The organism is Streptomyces sp. NPDC031064, from assembly GCF_055570965.1.
Window position 1 is genome coordinate 442,043 of sequence record NZ_JBVIGF010000003.1, and the last position, 15,091, is coordinate 457,133.

At 73.6% G+C, this 15,091-nt stretch carries 15 protein-coding genes and 1 pseudogene; 6 read left to right on the top strand and 10 right to left on the bottom strand.

All coding sequences use genetic code 11. The features are described 5' to 3' along the window. Nucleotides 1-6 precede the first annotated feature (6 nt). Nucleotides 7-210 carry a cold-shock protein gene (locus ACZ46W_RS13060; RefSeq protein ID WP_468335836.1) on the bottom strand — a complete coding sequence of 68 codons (204 nt, stop codon included), beginning with the start codon at nt 208-210 and terminating at the stop codon, nt 7-9. Nucleotides 211-273: 63 nt separating this feature from the next. Further along, nucleotides 274-1,092, bottom strand: coding sequence for an adenosylcobinamide-GDP ribazoletransferase (locus tag ACZ46W_RS13065; RefSeq protein ID WP_468336982.1), 819 nt, complete (start codon nt 1,090-1,092; stop codon nt 274-276). 37 nt (nt 1,093-1,129) lie between these two features. Here ACZ46W_RS13065 and ACZ46W_RS13070 point away from each other — a divergent pair. After that, nucleotides 1,130-1,897 (top strand): annotated as a pseudogene (locus tag ACZ46W_RS13070) (hypothetical protein); the annotation flags it as partial. Here ACZ46W_RS13070 and ACZ46W_RS13075 read toward each other — a convergent pair. From ACZ46W_RS13075 to ACZ46W_RS13090, 4 genes are all read right to left on the bottom strand, one after another. Next, the gene (locus ACZ46W_RS13075; protein WP_468335839.1) at nt 1,834-2,589 is read right to left on the bottom strand and encodes a hypothetical protein; all 756 of its coding nucleotides are present in this window, start codon (nt 2,587-2,589) and stop codon (nt 1,834-1,836) included. The pseudogene ACZ46W_RS13070 and the gene ACZ46W_RS13075 sit on opposite strands and share 64 nt — an antisense overlap. Further along, nucleotides 2,586-4,361, bottom strand: coding sequence for a phosphatidylglycerol lysyltransferase domain-containing protein (locus tag ACZ46W_RS13080; protein WP_468335841.1), 1,776 nt, complete (start codon nt 4,359-4,361; stop codon nt 2,586-2,588). Before ACZ46W_RS13080 ends, ACZ46W_RS13075 begins: the two co-directional genes overlap by 4 nt. Before the next feature lie 90 nt (nt 4,362-4,451). Beyond that, nucleotides 4,452-5,510: a nicotinate-nucleotide--dimethylbenzimidazole phosphoribosyltransferase gene (gene cobT / locus ACZ46W_RS13085; protein WP_468335844.1), complete on the bottom strand. Its 1,059-nt coding sequence runs from the start codon at nt 5,508-5,510 to the stop codon at nt 4,452-4,454. 50 nt (nt 5,511-5,560) lie between these two features. Further along, nucleotides 5,561-6,760: a bifunctional adenosylcobinamide kinase/adenosylcobinamide-phosphate guanylyltransferase gene (locus ACZ46W_RS13090; protein WP_468335846.1), complete on the bottom strand. Its 1,200-nt coding sequence runs from the start codon at nt 6,758-6,760 to the stop codon at nt 5,561-5,563. Between the two features lie 80 nt (nt 6,761-6,840). Here ACZ46W_RS13090 and ACZ46W_RS13095 point away from each other — a divergent pair, with 80 nt between their 5' ends. After that, nucleotides 6,841-7,050, top strand: coding sequence for a hypothetical protein (locus ACZ46W_RS13095; protein WP_468335848.1), 210 nt, complete (start codon nt 6,841-6,843; stop codon nt 7,048-7,050). A 294-nt stretch (nt 7,051-7,344) separates the two neighbouring features. Here ACZ46W_RS13095 and ACZ46W_RS13100 read toward each other — a convergent pair whose 3' ends face one another. The 4 genes from ACZ46W_RS13100 to ACZ46W_RS13115 are packed head-to-tail and all read right to left on the bottom strand — an operon-like array spanning nt 7,345 to nt 11,670. After that, entirely contained in the window at nt 7,345-8,400 is a 1,056-nt protein-coding gene (locus tag ACZ46W_RS13100; RefSeq protein WP_468335851.1) for a S1C family serine protease, read from the bottom strand. Between the two features lie 58 nt (nt 8,401-8,458). Further along, the gene (locus tag ACZ46W_RS13105) at nt 8,459-10,225 is read right to left on the bottom strand and encodes an ABC transporter ATP-binding protein (RefSeq protein ID WP_468335854.1); all 1,767 of its coding nucleotides are present in this window, start codon (nt 10,223-10,225) and stop codon (nt 8,459-8,461) included. A 54-nt stretch (nt 10,226-10,279) separates the two neighbouring features. Further along, nucleotides 10,280-11,014, bottom strand: coding sequence for a class I SAM-dependent methyltransferase (locus tag ACZ46W_RS13110; RefSeq protein ID WP_468336985.1), 735 nt, complete (start codon nt 11,012-11,014; stop codon nt 10,280-10,282). 59 nt (nt 11,015-11,073) lie between these two features. After that, complete coding sequence (locus ACZ46W_RS13115) at nt 11,074-11,670, bottom strand: DUF3043 domain-containing protein (protein WP_468335857.1); 597 nt, start codon at nt 11,668-11,670, stop codon at nt 11,074-11,076. Between the two features lie 263 nt (nt 11,671-11,933). On the opposite strand from ACZ46W_RS13115, the gene ACZ46W_RS13120 reads away from it, so the two are divergent. The 4 genes from ACZ46W_RS13120 (at nt 11,934) to ACZ46W_RS13135 (ending at nt 15,039) form a co-directional block, all read left to right on the top strand. After that, nucleotides 11,934-12,728, top strand: coding sequence for a PspA/IM30 family protein (locus tag ACZ46W_RS13120; RefSeq protein WP_366129187.1), 795 nt, complete (start codon nt 11,934-11,936; stop codon nt 12,726-12,728). A 12-nt stretch (nt 12,729-12,740) separates the two neighbouring features. Then, on the top strand, nt 12,741-13,019 hold the full coding sequence (pspAA, locus tag ACZ46W_RS13125; protein ID WP_468335860.1) for a PspA-associated protein PspAA: 279 nt from the start codon (nt 12,741-12,743) through the stop codon (nt 13,017-13,019). Nucleotides 13,020-13,126: 107 nt separating this feature from the next. Beyond that, nucleotides 13,127-14,353, top strand: a complete 1,227-nt coding sequence (locus ACZ46W_RS13130; RefSeq protein WP_468335863.1) for a sensor histidine kinase — start codon at nt 13,127-13,129, stop codon at nt 14,351-14,353. Next, nucleotides 14,350-15,039, top strand: a complete 690-nt coding sequence (locus tag ACZ46W_RS13135) for a response regulator (RefSeq protein ID WP_468335866.1) — start codon at nt 14,350-14,352, stop codon at nt 15,037-15,039. The genes ACZ46W_RS13130 and ACZ46W_RS13135 overlap by 4 nt, the downstream gene beginning before the upstream one ends. Nucleotides 15,040-15,091: the final 52 nt, after the last annotated feature.

Genomic DNA, 15,091 nt, shown 5'->3' on the forward strand with positions numbered 1-15,091 from the left:
GTCTCCCTAGGCGGGGCTCACGTTCTCCGCCTGAGGGCCCTTCGGCCCCTGCGTCACGTCGAACTGAACCTTCTGTCCTTCGTGCAGCTCGCGGTATCCGGTGGAGTTGATGGCCGAGTAGTGGACGAACACGTCGGGGCCGCCCCCGTCCTGCTCGATGAAACCAAAGCCCTTTTCCGGGTTGAACCACTTCACAGTGCCAGTAGCCATGCTGATCGATCTCCTTCTTCCTTCACCCGCCGACTACCGGGCCCCGGGCTCCTCAAACGCCGATCAGCCGAAGGCCGGCACGACGAGCGCCGCCGTTGCCGCCGTCTCCGCCACCGCCCCGAAGACGTCGCCGGTCACCCCGCCGAAACGGCGCACGCAGCGGCCCAGCAGCCACTGCGCCGCCCCGAGGGCCACCACCGCCGCCAGGACGTGACGCAGCGCCCCGTACGGGCCGTCCAGCGCGCCGCCCGCCCCGGCCGCGCCCAGCAGGACCAGTACGGTCACCGCCAGCGCCCACCGCACCGGGACCGTGCCCGCCACCACCGCGCCCAGCCCCTCGCGCCGGGCCGCCGGGACGGCGGTGCGGGAGGCCAGGGTGAGCGCCAGGCGGGCGACCGTGCCGGCGAGGGCGGCGCCGGCCGCCCCGTACGCCCAGCCGTGGACCGCGTACAGCTCGTGGAGCGCCGCCACCTGGGCGAGGAGCACGAACAGCAGCGTGATGACCCCGAAGGGTCCGATGTCCGACTGCTTCATGATCCGCAGCGCGTCCTCGGCGGGCTTGCCGCTGCCCAGCCCGTCCGCGGTGTCCGCGAGGCCGTCCAGGTGCAGGCCCCGGGTCAGTACGGCGGGCACGGCGGCCGAGGCCACGGCGGCGAGCAGCGGCCCGGCGCCGAGCAGCCAGGCGAGGCCGCCGGCGGCCGCCGCGGCGAGGCCCACCACCAGGCCGGCGAGCGGCGCCGAGAGCATGCCGGCGCGGGCCGCCCCGCGGTCCCAGCGGGTCACCCGCACGGGCAGCACGGTGAGGGTGCCGAAGGCGAAACGTATGCCGTCGACGCTCGTACGGGCGGCGGTACGGGTGCGGGAAATGGTCACCGCGCGCAGGGTAGTCGGTAGGACGCACGATCCTGGAGCGGGTGGCATGGGGCACTGGTTCTACCGCAACATCGTCGAGCCGGGGAAGCTCCCGCTGCTCGTCGCCCTCGCCTCCTTCGTGCTGACCTTCCTGGTCACCCGCACGGTCACCCGGCTGATCCGGGCGGGCAAGGGGCCCTTCCGCAACGTCCGGCCCGGCGGGCTGCACATCCACCATGTGGTGCCCGGCGTCGTCCTCACCCTGATCGGTGGTTTCGGCGGGGTCGCGGTGGGACGGCACGAGACCGGGGCCATCGTCTGCGCGGTGCTCCTCGGGATGGGCGCGGGGCTGGTGCTCGACGAGTTCGCGCTGATCCTCCACCTCGACGACGTGTACTGGACCGAGCAGGGCCGCAAGAGCGTGGAGGTCGTGGTCCTCACCACCGCGCTGCTCCTGCTGGTCCTCGGCGGGTTCTCGCCGCTCGGCGTCGACGAGGTCACCCCGGAGGAGCGGCAGGGCCGGGGCAGTTTCATCCTCAGCCTCTCCGTGAACTTCGTCGTCGCGCTGATCGCGCTGTTCAAGGGCAAGTTCCGGATGGCGATCCTCGGCCTGTTCCTGGTGCCCGTCGCGCTCGTCGGGGCGCTGCGCCTGGCCCGGCCCGGCTCCCTGTGGGCCCGCCGCTTCTACCGCAACCGGCCGAGGGCCCGCGCCAAGGCCGGGCTGCGGGCGTTCCACCACGACCGGCGCTGGGACCGGGTCAGGCGCCGCTTTCAGGACTTCATCGCCGGCGCCCCCGACCGCGTACTGCCCTTGCGCCACCCACCGGAGGACCGTTCCCCGCCCGATGACCGTCCGCCGCCCGACGACCGGCCGCCCGGCGACCGGCGCTGACGCCACGAGAGCACCGCGCACACCACCAGCACCGCAGCGATCGCCGCCAGGTGCTCCTTGCCCGCGAGGTTGCACTTCACCAGCACCTCGACCACCATCGCCACGACCACCAGACCGCCCGTCACCCACGCCCGGTGGCGCCAGCAGACGAACACCGCGAGCCCGACGACCGCCGCCGACGGGCCGGTGTCCACGACCCGGGCGTCGGACGCGGGCAGCCCCAGCCCCAGGGGGGCGTCCGGGCCGAGCGCGATGCCGAGCCGCGCGTACATGGTCCCGGCCAGCGTCGCCGCGTACGCGACCAGCAGCGTCAGCGGCCGGCCCAGGCAGATCTCCGCGATGCCGAACACCAGCAGGATCTGCGCCAGCGCGCCCCACACCGGCAGGTCGAGCGCCGGGACGAACAGCGACAGCGGCGTGCGCAGCAGCGCCAGCCACAGTGGGTCCTCGGCCCGCACCGAGCCGATGCTCTGGACCAGCCCGTACCCCCAGGGCTGGTTCTGCACGACCTGGAAGACCGCCGTCAGGCATACCGCGCCGAGCGTCATGGCGATCGCACGCCACTTGCGGGTCACCAGAGCCGTCCGTACCGCCGCGTACAGGGTCCCCCACTCGCGGCGCGCGAACCGCCTCAACGGCGTCTGCCTTCCAGGTGCCGGTGCATCCACTTGGGCAGGCCGGGCGCCTCCAGGAATCCTTCCGCGCGGCCCGCGGCCAGGCCGATGCGCAGCAGGTCGGAACTCTTCTCGAAGAGCATGAATCGCGGCTCCCAGATCGGTCGGTACTTGGCGTTGGCGCGGTACAGCGACTCGATCTGCCACCAGCGGGAGAAGAAGCTCAGCAGGGAGCGCCACAGTCGCAGCACGGGACCCGCCCCGAGCTTCGCGCCACGTTCGAAGACCGACCTGAACATGGCGAAGTTCAGTGAGACCTGAGTGATCCCGATCTCTCCGGCGCGCTGGAGGAGCTCGATGACCATGAACTCCACCAGGCCGTTCTCGGAGTTCCGGTCGCGCCGCATCAGGTCGAGCGACAGGCCCCGGGGCCCCCACGGCACGAACGACAGCAGGGCGCGTGGTACGCCGTCGGCGTCGGCGCACTCCAGCATCACGCACCGCCCGTCCGCCGGGTCGCCCAGCCGCCCCAGCGCCATCGAGAAGCCCCGCTCGGTGGCGCCGTCGCGCCAGTCGTCGGCCAGCCGCAGCAGCTCGGCCATCTCGTCGGGCGGAATGTCCTCATGGCGGCGGATGCGCACCTGGTACCCGGCGCGCTTGACCCGGTTGTACGCCTGGCGCACGGTGCGCATCGCCCGCCCGTCGAGGGTGAACTCGCCGGTGTCCACGATCGCCTCGTCGCCCAGCTCCAGGGCGTCCATGCCGTGCCGGGCGTAGACGGTGCCCGCCTCCTCGCTCGCGCCCATCACGGCCGGGATCCAGCCGTGTTCGCGCGCCTGGGCCAGCCACGGCTCGATCGCGCCCGGCCACGCCTCGGGGTCGCCGATCGGGTCGCCGGAGGCGAGCGAGACGCCGCCGACGACGCGGTAGGCGACCGCCGCCTTGCGGCTGGGCGACCAGACGACGCTCTTCTCACGGCGCAGCGCGAAGTAGCCGAGCGAGTCGCGATCACCGTGCCGGTCCAGCAGCGCCCGCAGCTCCTCCTCGTCCCGCTCGCTCAGCGGGTCGACGGCCCGGCGGGAGCGGAACGCGGCGTACAGGACGGCGATCAGCAGGAGCGTCGACATGATGTTGATGACGACGTCCACCCAGCCGGGCGTGCGGATCTGGGGGGAGGTGTCGGTGGCGAGCGTGACCAGGCGCAGCACGCCGTAGCGCCAGCGCTCGGGGAAGGTGGAGCGGGCGGTGTCGGTCGCGGTGACGAGCAGGGCGGCGATCAGTGACGTGACCAGCAGCCCGCCGACGGCCACGGCCGTGGCCAGCACCGGGTTGGAGCGGTCGCCCTTCGCGTAGAACTCCCGGCGGCCGAGCAGCAGCGCCAGCACGAAACCGGCGGTCAGGAACAGGGAGACCCAGTTCTGCGCGTGCTGCCGGATCTCGGGGAAGACCATGGCGACGGCGAACAGCAGCAGGAACAGCCCGGCCAGGACGAGGTTGAGGATCCACGCGGCCCGCTTGCGGCGGCGCATGGTGATCGCCAGGAAGAGCGCGAACGCGCCGGAGGCGAAGCCGGCGGTGAGCAGGTACGGCGTGAAGTAGTCGTCCGTGTTGTGGCGCCGCAGGTCCTGCCCGAAGGAGACCCACACGGCACCGAGGAAGTTCAGGAACGCGACCGCCCGCAGGTACCAGACGGCGAACGCGGCGCCGCGCCGCGAGCGGGTGGTGCCTCCGGGTGCTTCTGCGGCGGTTTCGGCGGGGCTCTTGGTGGACGCGGACAACCGGACATCTCCCATGAAACGCGATCATATGGGGCATCGCATGACATGGCCGGTCCAGCGGGTACGGCCACCGCCAGGCGGGGGCGGCGGCCGTACCGGCGCGCCTCAGCCCTCCTGCCGCTGCTTCTCCGGCAGCTCGGCCGCGAACGCCGCGGCCGCCTGTACGAGGGGAAGCGCCAGCAATGCCCCGGTTCCTTCCCCCACGGTGACGCCGTGGTCGAGCAGCGGGTTGAGCGCCATCCGGTCCAGCGCCTTGGACTGGGCCGGCTCGCCGCTCACCTGACCCGCCAGCCACCAGTCCGGCGCCCGGAACGCGGCCCGCTGCGCCACCAGCGCGCACGCCGCCGACACCACACCGTCCAGGATCACCGGCACGCGCCGCACCGCGCTCTGCAACAGGAACCCGGTCGTCGCCGCCAGGTCCGCCCCGCCGACCGCCGCCAGCAGCTCCAGTTGGTCGCCCAGGACCGGCCGGGCCCGGCGCAGCGCGTCGCGGATCGCCGCGCACTTGCGCATCCACGCCAGGTCGTCGATGCCCGCGCCGCCCCTGCCGGTCACCACCGAGGCGTCCGTGCCGCACAGCGCGGCGATCAGCGCGGAGGCGGGCGTGGTGCCGCCCACGCTCAGGTCGCCGAGCACGACCAGGTCGGTGCCCGAGTCGGCCTCCTCGTCGGCGATGGCCATCCCCAGGCGTACCGCCTGCTCGGCCTCCTCCGCCGTCAGGGCGTCCTCGATGTCGATACGGCCGCTGCCGCGCCGCACCCGGTGGCGCACCACGTCGGCGGGCAGCAGCTCCGGGTCGCAGTCCACCCCGGCGTCGACGACCCGGACCGGAACGCCCATCCGCCGCGCCAGCACCGCGACCGGGCTCGCCCCGTCCAGCACGGCACGCACCAGCTCGTGCGTGCCGCCGGCGGGCCGGCCCGACACGTCCAGCCCGGCCACCCCGTGGTCACCGGCGAACAGCACCACGCGCGGCTGCTCGATGGGCCGCACCGGGACGGTCCCCTGGGCGGCCGCCAGCCACTCGCCCAGCTCGTCGAGACGGCCCAGCGCCCCGGGCGGCACGGTGAGGCGCTCACGGCGTTCCTCGGCGTCTCGCCGCGTACCGCTGTCGGGGCGCTCGATCAGATCGGAGAAGTCGTCGAGATTCAGCCTGCTCATTCGACGAACAGTACAGGCGCCGTCCCCGTGTTCGCCGGGGTGCCGGGCCGTCACCCGCGCAGCACGAGGGCCTGTCCGGCGACCACCAACAGCACGTGCTCGCACTCGTCGGCGAACGCCGCGTTCAGCCTCCCCAGCTCGTCACGGAACCGCCTGCTGCCCGCGTCGCCCGGCACGATTCCCGCCCCCACCTCGTTCGTCACCGCGACGACCGTCCGCGTGGTCGCCCGGACCGCCGCGACCAGCTCCGCCACCCGCTCGCGCAGCTCGCGCTCACCGGTCTTGGCCCAGGTGTCGTCGTCCCAGGCGCCGACCCGGTCCATCGCGTCGGTCAGCCACAGCGACAGGCAGTCGATCAGCAGCGGCGGCCCGTCCTCCCTCAGCAGCGGCACGAGCTCGCACGTCTCCTCCGTACGCCACGACCCGGGCCGCCGGTCCCGGTGGGCGGTCACCCGGGCCGCCCACTCGGCGTCGCCGTCCCGCGTGCCGCCCGTCGCGACGTACACCACGTCGGGGAACGCCTCCAGGCGCCGCTCGGCCTCCAGGGACTTGCCCGACCGCGCCCCGCCCGTGACCAGCGTGCGCCGGGGGACGTCGGGCACCTCGTGGTACTCGCCCACGAGTAGCGTCGACCCGTCCGGCACGGCCCGCGCCCCGGCGGCCGCGAGGCGCCGGTCCAGTTCGAGGCAGGACGGCACGTCATGGTCCAGGTGCACCGCCACCACGTCGGTGGCTGGCCCGGCACCCCCGGCGGCGCGCAGCCGGGCCAGCCCGTCCGGCCGGGCGACCACATCGGCGACCACCATGTCGTACGGCCGCCGCACCTCCATGACCCCGGCGGGGGCGCCGCCCGGCGGCAGGTACAGCAGCCGCAGCCCCTCCGGCGACGTCACCTCGTACCCGGTGCCGGGGGCGTCCATCGACACGGCCCGCACCCGGTGCCCGCTGATCAGGGTCAGCTCCCGCCCGTCCGGCACCCGCCCGGCCGCGGGCAGCCCGGCCGGCAGTTCCAGGGCCGGGCCGTCGTGCGGATGGGTCAGCAGCACCTGCCGTACGCCCGTCAGGGAATGCCCCGCCCGCGCGGCGGCCAGCGCGGCTCCCGGCGTCAGGTCGAGCAGCAGCGCCCCGTCCACGAGCAGCGCGGTCGCGGCGCGTGCCCGGTTCCCACGGGCGGTGGCGCACGCGGCGCAGGGGCAATCGGGGCGGGGGAGCCCCTCGGGGGCGCCGGTACCGAGCAGAGTCACTTCCACGGGACGATCCTCCCGCGTCCCCGCGCGGGCTGCGCGCCCGGCTACGCTGCGGGCAGGAAACCGATCATCTGGAGGCCCACATGGCATGGACGTGGCGGTTCGAGGGGTCCGACGGCTCGGAGGTCGCCCCGGCGGTGGAGCCGGAGGAGTTCACGACCCAGGGAGACGCGGAGTCCTGGATCGGCGAGACCTGGAAGGACCTCCTGGAGGGCGGTGCCGAAAAGGTGACGCTCTTCGAGGACGGTACGGAGATCTACAGCATGAGCCTCAGCGCCGCGCAGGAGGCGTAACCGGGCCCGACGCAGCCGTGCCGGCGGGGCCGCCCGCCCGGCCGGCACGGCTCCGTCACCGGGCGCCCACCTCCACCGGCGGGCCGTCGCGCGCCCGTCGTGCGCGTGGCCGGCCGCGTCCGGTCGCCGTCGTGGCGCCCGTCCGGCCGCCTCCGGCGCTCCCGGTCGCCGCCGCGCGCCCGTCGCGCGCTCGTCCGGCCGCCTCCGGTCGCCGCCGCGCCCGGCACCGTTTCCCGCTCCCGGTCGCCGCCGCGCCCGGCACCGCGAGCCCGTCACGTCCCGCCCAGCACGCCGTCACATCTCGCCCAGCGTGACCCGGGCCGTCGCCGAGCGGCCGCCGCGGGTGTACGTGACGGTCACCTCGTCGCCCGGTTTCGCCGAGGCCAGCGCCTCCAGCAGGGACGTGATCGTGGTGATCGCATCGTCGCCCAGCTTGGTGATGATGTCGCCGGGCCGCAGGCCCGCGTCCGCCGCCGCGCCGCCCGGTGAGGCCTCGACGATGGCGACGCCGCCCGGCCGGTAGTCGTCGGTCAGGACGGTACGTCCGGTGATGTTGAGGGCCGCCCGGCCGGAGTCCGTGACCCGGCCCGTGCGGACGATCTGGTCGGCGACCGTCCGCACCATCGAGGCGGGGATCGCGAACCCGATGCCCGGCGCCGCGCTGCCGCCCAGCTCCGGGTCCGCCGCCGCGAGGGTGGGGATGCCGATGACCTCGCTGTCCAGGTTCACCAGCGCGCCCCCGCTGTTGCCCGGGTTGATCGCCGCGGAGGTCTGGACCATGTTGCCGATCGTCGCGCCCGTCCCGCCGCCCGACCGGCTCTCGCTGACCGTGCGTCCGGTCGCGGAGACGATGCCCTGGGTGACGCTGCCGGACAGACCGAGCGGTGAGCCCATGGCCAGCACGATCTGGCCGACCTCCACCTTGGAGGAGTCGCCGAACGTGGCCGGTTTCAGCCCGTCGGGTCGGCGGTCCAGTTTGATGACGGCCAGGTCCTGCTCCGGATAGCTGGACACCAGCCGCGCCGCCAGGGGCTCCTCGCCCGTCGCCACGGTGACCCTGAAGGTCCGCTCCCTGCCGATGACATGGGCGTTGGTGACGATGTGGCCCCGGTCGTCGTAGACCACCCCGGACCCGAGGCCCGCCCGGGCCTCGATCTGCACGACCGACGGCAGGACGTTCCTGATGACGTCGCGGTAGTCGTCCTCCAGCTCGGCCGCCCGCGCGGCCTCCGCCACCCGGGGCTCCGCCGCCGGTCTGCCGGCCGGCGGCGGACCGGCCGAGCAGCCGCCCACCAGGGCGGCCGCGCAGACCACGGAGGTCAGGGGCGCGAGCACACGAAGGGCTTCCATGACCGGAGTATCCCTTTCGCCCCATCGGTGCGGCGCCCGCTGCGCACCCGAACAGGGGTCAGGCGCCGGTGGAGGTCAGGAACTGGGTCGCCGCCAGCTCCCCGTACAGGGGGTCGGCCGCCACCAGCTCCGCATGGGTGCCCACCGCCCGTACCCGGCCCGCCTCCATGACGACGATCCGGTCCGCGAGCGTCACCGTGGACAGCCGGTGCGCCACCACCAGGACCGTCACATCCCGCGCGACCTCCGCCACCACGTCCCGCAGCGCGAGCTCGTTGACGGCGTCCAACTGGGAGGTCGCCTCGTCGAGCAGCAGCAGCCGCGGCTTGCGCAGCAGCGCCCGCGCGATCGCCACCCGCTGCCGCTCACCGCCCGACAGCTTGGAGCCACGGTGCCCGACCAGCGTCTCCAGCCCGTCCGGCAGCCGGTCCACCAGCGCGTCCAGCCTGGCCCGCACCAGCACCTCGCGGATCTCCTCCTCCGTGGCGTCCGGCGCCGCGAAGACCAGGTTCTCGCGCAGCGTCCCGGCCAGTACCGGGGCGTCCTGCTCCACATAGCCGATGGCCGCGCGCAGTTCGGCCAGCGGCCAGTTGGCCACGTCCCTGCCGTCGACCAGGACCCGGCCGCCGGTCGCCTCGTAGAACCGCTCGACCAGCCCGAACACCGTCGTCTTGCCCGCGCCCGAGGGCCCGACGAACGCCGTCATGCCGGCGCCCGGCACCTCGAAGGAGACGCCGTGGTGGACGTACGGCAGGTCGTCGCGGTAGCGGAAGGTGACGTCCTCGAAGACGACGGACGCGGGCTCGCCGCTCCCGGACGCGGCGGCCGGGCCGGGGGTCTCCGTCGCCAGCCGCTCCGCCTCCTCGATCCGGGCCACCGCCGCCGAGCCCACCTGGTACTCGGTCGCCGCCGTCACCAGCTTGGAGATCGGCTCGGTCAGGTAGAAGAGGTAGAGCAGGAAGGCGACCAGGTCCGCCACCGAGATCGCGCCCGAGGCCACCCGGGCCCCGCCGATGCCCAGGACCGCCAGGAACGACACCTGGACGGCCAGCCCCACCGACGAGCCCGACACCGCCTGCCACTTCGCCGACCTCAGCCCCTGCCGCCACGCCTCCCGCGCGGCCGCCTCCACGACCGCCGCCTCGCGCTCCTCCGCGCCCGACGCCTTCACCGTCCGGAACGCGCCGAACACCCGCTCCAGCCGGGCGGAGATCTCCGCGACCGCCTCCTGGGAGCGCCGTGTCGCCCGTGAGATCTGCGGCATCACCAGCGCCATGGCGCCGCCGATCAGCACGATCACGCCCAGCGTCACCCCGAGCAGCACCACGTCCATCACGGCCATCATCACGAGGGTGGCCAGGAACGCGAGGCCGCCGGTCACGGCCGACACGATCGAGTCGGTCGTCACCGCGCGCAGCAGGGTCGTGTCCGAGGTGATGCGGGACATCAGGTCGCCCGGCTGGGTCCGCTCCACCTCGGGCAGGCGCAGCCGCAGCAGCCTGCCGATCAGGGTGCGACGGGCGGCGAGTACGACGGACTCGGCGGTGCGCTCCAGCACGTACGCGCCGACCGACTCGATCGCCGTGCCGATCACCACCAGCGCGGTGAGCACCAGCAGGATCCGGCCGATCGGCTCGTCCTGGCCGAGGCGCTCCACCAGCGCCCTGGCCGCGAGGGGCTGGAGGATGCCGGTGCCCGCGCCGATCAGGGCCAGGAGGGTGCCGAACGCGACGGTCCAGCGGTGCGGCCGGAAGTGCCGGTACAGGGCCCGCCAGGTCTCCCGGGCGGGCAGTTTGGCTGTGTTGTCCGTTTCCGTAATGCTCACGTCAGTGGAAGACGCGAGAATCGCGCGATCACCTGACCGGAGCCGGTGGGGACATCAGCCCCGGACCCCGCACAGGTGCAGCAGCGCCGCCACCCTGCGGTACGGCTCGGTGCGCCCCGCCCGGTCCTCCGCCGCCAGCAGTTGCTCCAGCTCCTCGGCGGCGGGCAGGCCCTCCTCGTTCGGTACGTTGTCGGTGAAGACCCGCACCCCGTACCAGGCCTGGAGCGGCGCCGCGATGCCCGCGAGCGTCGCCGTCAGCGTATCCAGCCGGTCGGCCCGTACCGGATGCCCCAGGCGACCGACATAGGCGTCCGACTCGAACGCCGCCAGCGCCCCCGGCCAGTCCCCCGCCAGCCCCGGCCGCATGGCCAGCGCGTCCGCGTTCCGCACGAGCAGGGACAGCAGACCGCCCGGCGCCAGCATCCGGGCGAGCCCCGCCAGCATGGCGTCGGGCTCCTCCACGTACATCAGCACGCCGTGGCACAGCACCACGTCGAAGCTGCCCGGCAGGAAGTGCACGCCGGTCTCCCGGCCGTCCCCCTCGATCAGGCGTACCCGCTCCCGGATGCCGGCGGGCTCCGAGGCCAGCGCCTCACGGGCCACCTTCAGCATCTCGGGGTCGGACTCCAGACCCGTGATGGTGTGCCCGGCACGGGCCAGGCGCAGCGCCTGCGTGCCCTGCCCCATGCCGACGTCGAGTATCCGCAGCCGCTGCCCCACGGGGTAGCGGGCGGCTATCTGCTCGTCGAGCTGGCGTGCGACGAGCTCCTGGCGGACCGTGTTGCGCAGTCCGCCGAGCCCGTCGAGCCAGTCACCCGATGCGCCTCCGAAACCGGAGACCAGGGTGCTCAGGGCCGCTCTCCACGCTTCACCTGCGGCTTGGGCAGCCGCAGCCGGCGGAGCTGGAGCGAGCGCATCAGGCCGTACGCCACGGCGCCGCGCTTCGGCTCGTTCGGGAAGCGGGTGTTGAGCTGCTTCTTCAGCCGCAGCCAGATGCCGACCGAGTCCACGATGATCAGGGCGATCACGGCCAGCCACAGCAGCAGGGCGATGTTCTTGAGCTGCGTGTTCGGGAGGCTGGACAGGACGAGGATCACCACCGCGAGCGGCAGGAAGAACTCGGCGACGCAGAAGCGGGAGTCGATGAAGTCGCGCACGAATCGGCGGACCGGCCCCTTGTCACGGGCCGGCAGATAACGCTCGTCACCGCCGGCGAGCGCCTGGCGCTGCCTGGCCAGGTCCGCGCGGCGGGCCTCGCGCTGGCGGCGCATGGCCTCCTTGCGGTCGGTCGGCACGGTCTGCGCACGGCGGCGCTGGCTCTGGGCCTCACTCCGCTTCGGGGTCGGGCGGCCCTTGGGGGCCTCGGGGTCGCGGGGCTGCTTGGAGAGGTCCGCCGTCACCTTGTCGGTGGGGGCCTTCTCATCCTTCGAACGGCTACGGAACACAAAGCCCAAGGGTACGGGGTGCGCCGCATGGACCCCACCCCCGTGGGGAACGATCCGGCAACAGCCTGCGTCAACCCCGTAGAAGGGCTCCGGGGCCCCCTGAAGGGTCCCTACTCCCTGCGCCGGATCAAAGCCGCGCGCAGTCGTCCTTGGGGAGGAGCGCATCCGCGCCCGAACAGTGCGGTAATGGAGGCAGGGCCCGTACTGTGGGTTCTGTTGGAGAGCTGGAGCCGAAGTCCGTCAGAAGGGGGCGCGCGAAGCCCATGAGCGGTGTCATGAAGCGTATGGGGATGATCTTCCGCGCGAAGGCAAACAAGGCCCTTGACCGGGCCGAGGATCCGCGCGAGACCCTCGATTACTCGTACCAGAAGCAGCTCGAACTGCTCCAGAAGGTGCGCCGCGGCGTCGCCGACGTGGCGACCTCCCGCAAGCGCCTGGAGCTGCAGCTCAACCAGCTCCAGGGCCAGTCCGCCAAGCTGGAGGACCAGGGCCGCAAGGCGCTCGCGCTGGGCCGCGAGGACCTGGCGCGCGAGGCGCTGTCCCGCCGCGCCGCGCTCCAGCAGCAGGTCACCGACCTGGAGACGCAGCACCAGACCCTCCAGGGCGAGGAGGAGAAGCTCACGCTCGCCGCGCAGCGCCTCCAGGCCAAGGTCGACGCCTTCCGCACCAAGAAGGAGACGATCAAGGCGACGTACACCGCCGCCCAGGCGCAGACCCGGATCGCCGAGTCGTTCTCGGGCATCTCGGAGGAGATGAGCGACGTCGGCGTCGCCATCCAGCGCGCCGAGGACAAGACCGCGCAGCTCCAGGCGCGGGCCGGCGCGATCGACGAGCTGCTCGCCTCCGGGGCGCTGGACGACCAGTCGGGCCTCCAGAAGGACGACATCCAGGCCGAGCTGGACCGCCTGTCGGGCGGTACGGACGTGGAGCTGGAGCTCCAGCGCATGAAGGCCGAGCTGGCCGGGGGGACCGGCCCGCAGCAGGCCATCGAGGGCGGCGCCCCGCAGGACCAGGCGCAGCAGCGGCAGTCCTCCCAGCCGAAGTTCGACAAGCAGTAAGGACGGCACGTCATGATCGTCAGGATCATGGGGGAGGGCCAGGTGAAGCTGGCGGACAGCCACTTCGCCGAGCTCAACAAGCTGGACGACGAACTGCTCGAAGAGATGGAGGGCGGTGACGAGGAAGGCTTCCGCCGCACCCTCCACGCCCTCCTGGAGACGGTGCGCCAGCTCGGCGAGCCGCTGCCGGACGACGCGCTGGAACCCTCCGAGCTGATCCTGCCGGCGCCGGACGCCACGCTCGAAGAGGTGCGCGCCATGCTCTCCGACGACGGACTCATCCCGGGCTGACCGGTCCGCCGGCACCTCCAACACCTCGCCCGTGCCCCGTCCCCGGAAGCCCCGGGGCGGGGCACAGGTGCGTCCCGGCACCGCGCCAGGCCGTACCGTTTCCTTCCGTGACCACCCTTGGAGAACGCCTCCTGCGCGGGCGGGGCTGGCTGCGTGAGCACCCCCTCGCGTTCGACGCCGCCCTGGCCCTGGCGGTGCTGGTGTGCATGGTCGCCGGTTCGTTCGTCGACCGGCACGGCGGGCCGCACGGCGGGCCCGACTTCGGCGGCCGTACCCCCGGCGCCGGCAGCGTGTTGCTCATGCTGATCGGCGCCGCCGCCCTCGTACCCCGGCGCCGCAACCCGCTGGGCGTCCTGCTGTTCACCGGCGCGGTCACGCTCGTCGAGCACGTCGCCGAGGACCCGCCCGCCCCCGTCGCGATGAGCGCCGTGGTGGCCCTCTACACCGTCGCCTCGCGCACCGACCGCCCCACCACCTGGCGGGTCGGCCTGCTGACGATGACGGTCCTGACCGGCGCCGCGATGCTGTTCGGCTCCGCGCCCTGGTACAGCCAGGAGAACCTGGGCGTCTTCGCGTGGACCGGCATGGCCGCGGCCGCCGGCGACGCGGTCCGCAGCCGCCGCGCCTTCGTCGACGCCATCCGGGAGCGCGCCGAGCGGGCCGAGCGCACCCGCGAGGAGGAGGCCCGCCGCCGGGTCGCCGAGGAGCGGCTGCGCATCGCCCGTGACCTCCACGACGTGGTGGCCCACCACATCGCGCTGGTCAACGTCCAGGCCGGGGTCGCCGCCCACGTCATGGACAAGCGTCCCGACCAGGCCAAGGAAGCCCTCGCGCACGTCCGCGAGGCGAGCCGCTCCGCCCTCAACGAGCTGCGTGCCACCGTCGGCCTGCTCCGCCAGTCCGGCGACCCCGAGGCGCCCACCGAGCCGGCCCCCGGCCTCGCCGTCCTCGACGAGCTGCTGGCCACCTTCCGCAACGCCGGCCTCCCGGTCGAGCTGGCCCGCACCGACCAGGGCACTGAGCTCCCCGCGGCCGTCGACCTCGCCGCGTACCGGATCATCCAGGAGGCGCTCACCAATGTGCGCAAGCACGCCGGCCCGGACGCCAAGGCCGAGGTGAGCGTCGTCCGGGTGGGCCGGACGCTGGAGGTGACGGTCCTCGACGACGGCGTACCGACGGCCGAGCAGGACAGCGGCGGCGGTCATGGCCTGCTCGGGATGCGGGAACGCGTCACCGCCCTCGGCGGCGCCCTCACCGCGGGGCCCCGCTACGGAGGGGGTTTCCGCGTGCAGGCGATACTTCCCGTCACGGCACGTACACGGGAGGCCACATGACCATCAGGGTGCTGCTCGCCGACGACCAGGCGCTGCTACGCAGCGCGTTCAAGGTGCTCGTCGACTCCGAGCCGGACATGGAGGTCGTGGGGGAGGCGGCGGACGGCGCCGAGGCCGTCGCGCTCGCCCGCTCCCAGCGGGCCGACGTGGTCCTGATGGACATCCGCATGCCGGGTACGGACGGCCTCGCCGCCACCCGCATGATCAGCGCGGACCCCGACCTGGCCGGCGTACGGGTCGTCATGCTGACCACGTTCGAGGTGGACGAGTACGTGGTGCAGTCGCTGCGCGCGGGGGCGTCCGGCTTCCTCGGGAAGGGCGCGGAACCGGACGAGCTGCTCAACGCGATCCGTATCGCCGCCGCCGGCGAGGCGCTGCTGTCGCCCGTCGCCACCAAGGGGCTGATCGCCAAGTTCCTCGCGCAGGGCGGCGGTTCGGACGCGGCCGTGGGCGACGGGCAGGGGTACTCGGAGCGGCTCGCGGCGCTGACCGTCCGCGAACGGGAGGTCCTCGTCCTGGTCGCCGGCGGCCACTCCAACGACGAGATCGCCGAGCGGCTGGAGGTCAGCCCGCTCACCATCAAGACCCACGTCAACCGGGCCATGGCCAAGCTCGGCGCCCGCGACCGGGCCCAGCTCGTCGTCACGGCCTACGAGTCGGGCCTGGTACGCCCCAGGGTGGAGTGACCGCGTACACCCGAGTACTCCGTTCGGTGTAGGCCCCGCGTAAGCAAACGGG

What these genes read in the sequence shown, in the direction of transcription:
- ACZ46W_RS13060 (WP_468335836.1), bottom strand. Translation starts at nt 210, where the DNA reads ATGGCTACTGGCACTGTGAAGTGGTTCAACCCGGAAAAGGGCTTTGGT.
- ACZ46W_RS13080 (WP_468335841.1), bottom strand. Translation starts at nt 4,361, where the DNA reads ATGGGAGATGTCCGGTTGTCCGCGTCCACCAAGAGCCCCGCCGAAACC.
- cobT (WP_468335844.1), bottom strand. Translation starts at nt 5,510, where the DNA reads ATGAGCAGGCTGAATCTCGACGACTTCTCCGATCTGATCGAGCGCCCC.
- ACZ46W_RS13095 (WP_468335848.1), top strand. Translation starts at nt 6,841, where the DNA reads ATGGCATGGACGTGGCGGTTCGAGGGGTCCGACGGCTCGGAGGTCGCC.
- ACZ46W_RS13100 (WP_468335851.1), bottom strand. Translation starts at nt 8,400, where the DNA reads ATGGAAGCCCTTCGTGTGCTCGCGCCCCTGACCTCCGTGGTCTGCGCG.
- ACZ46W_RS13120 (WP_366129187.1), top strand. Translation starts at nt 11,934, where the DNA reads ATGAGCGGTGTCATGAAGCGTATGGGGATGATCTTCCGCGCGAAGGCA.
- pspAA (WP_468335860.1), top strand. Translation starts at nt 12,741, where the DNA reads ATGATCGTCAGGATCATGGGGGAGGGCCAGGTGAAGCTGGCGGACAGC.
- ACZ46W_RS13135 (WP_468335866.1), top strand. Translation starts at nt 14,350, where the DNA reads ATGACCATCAGGGTGCTGCTCGCCGACGACCAGGCGCTGCTACGCAGC.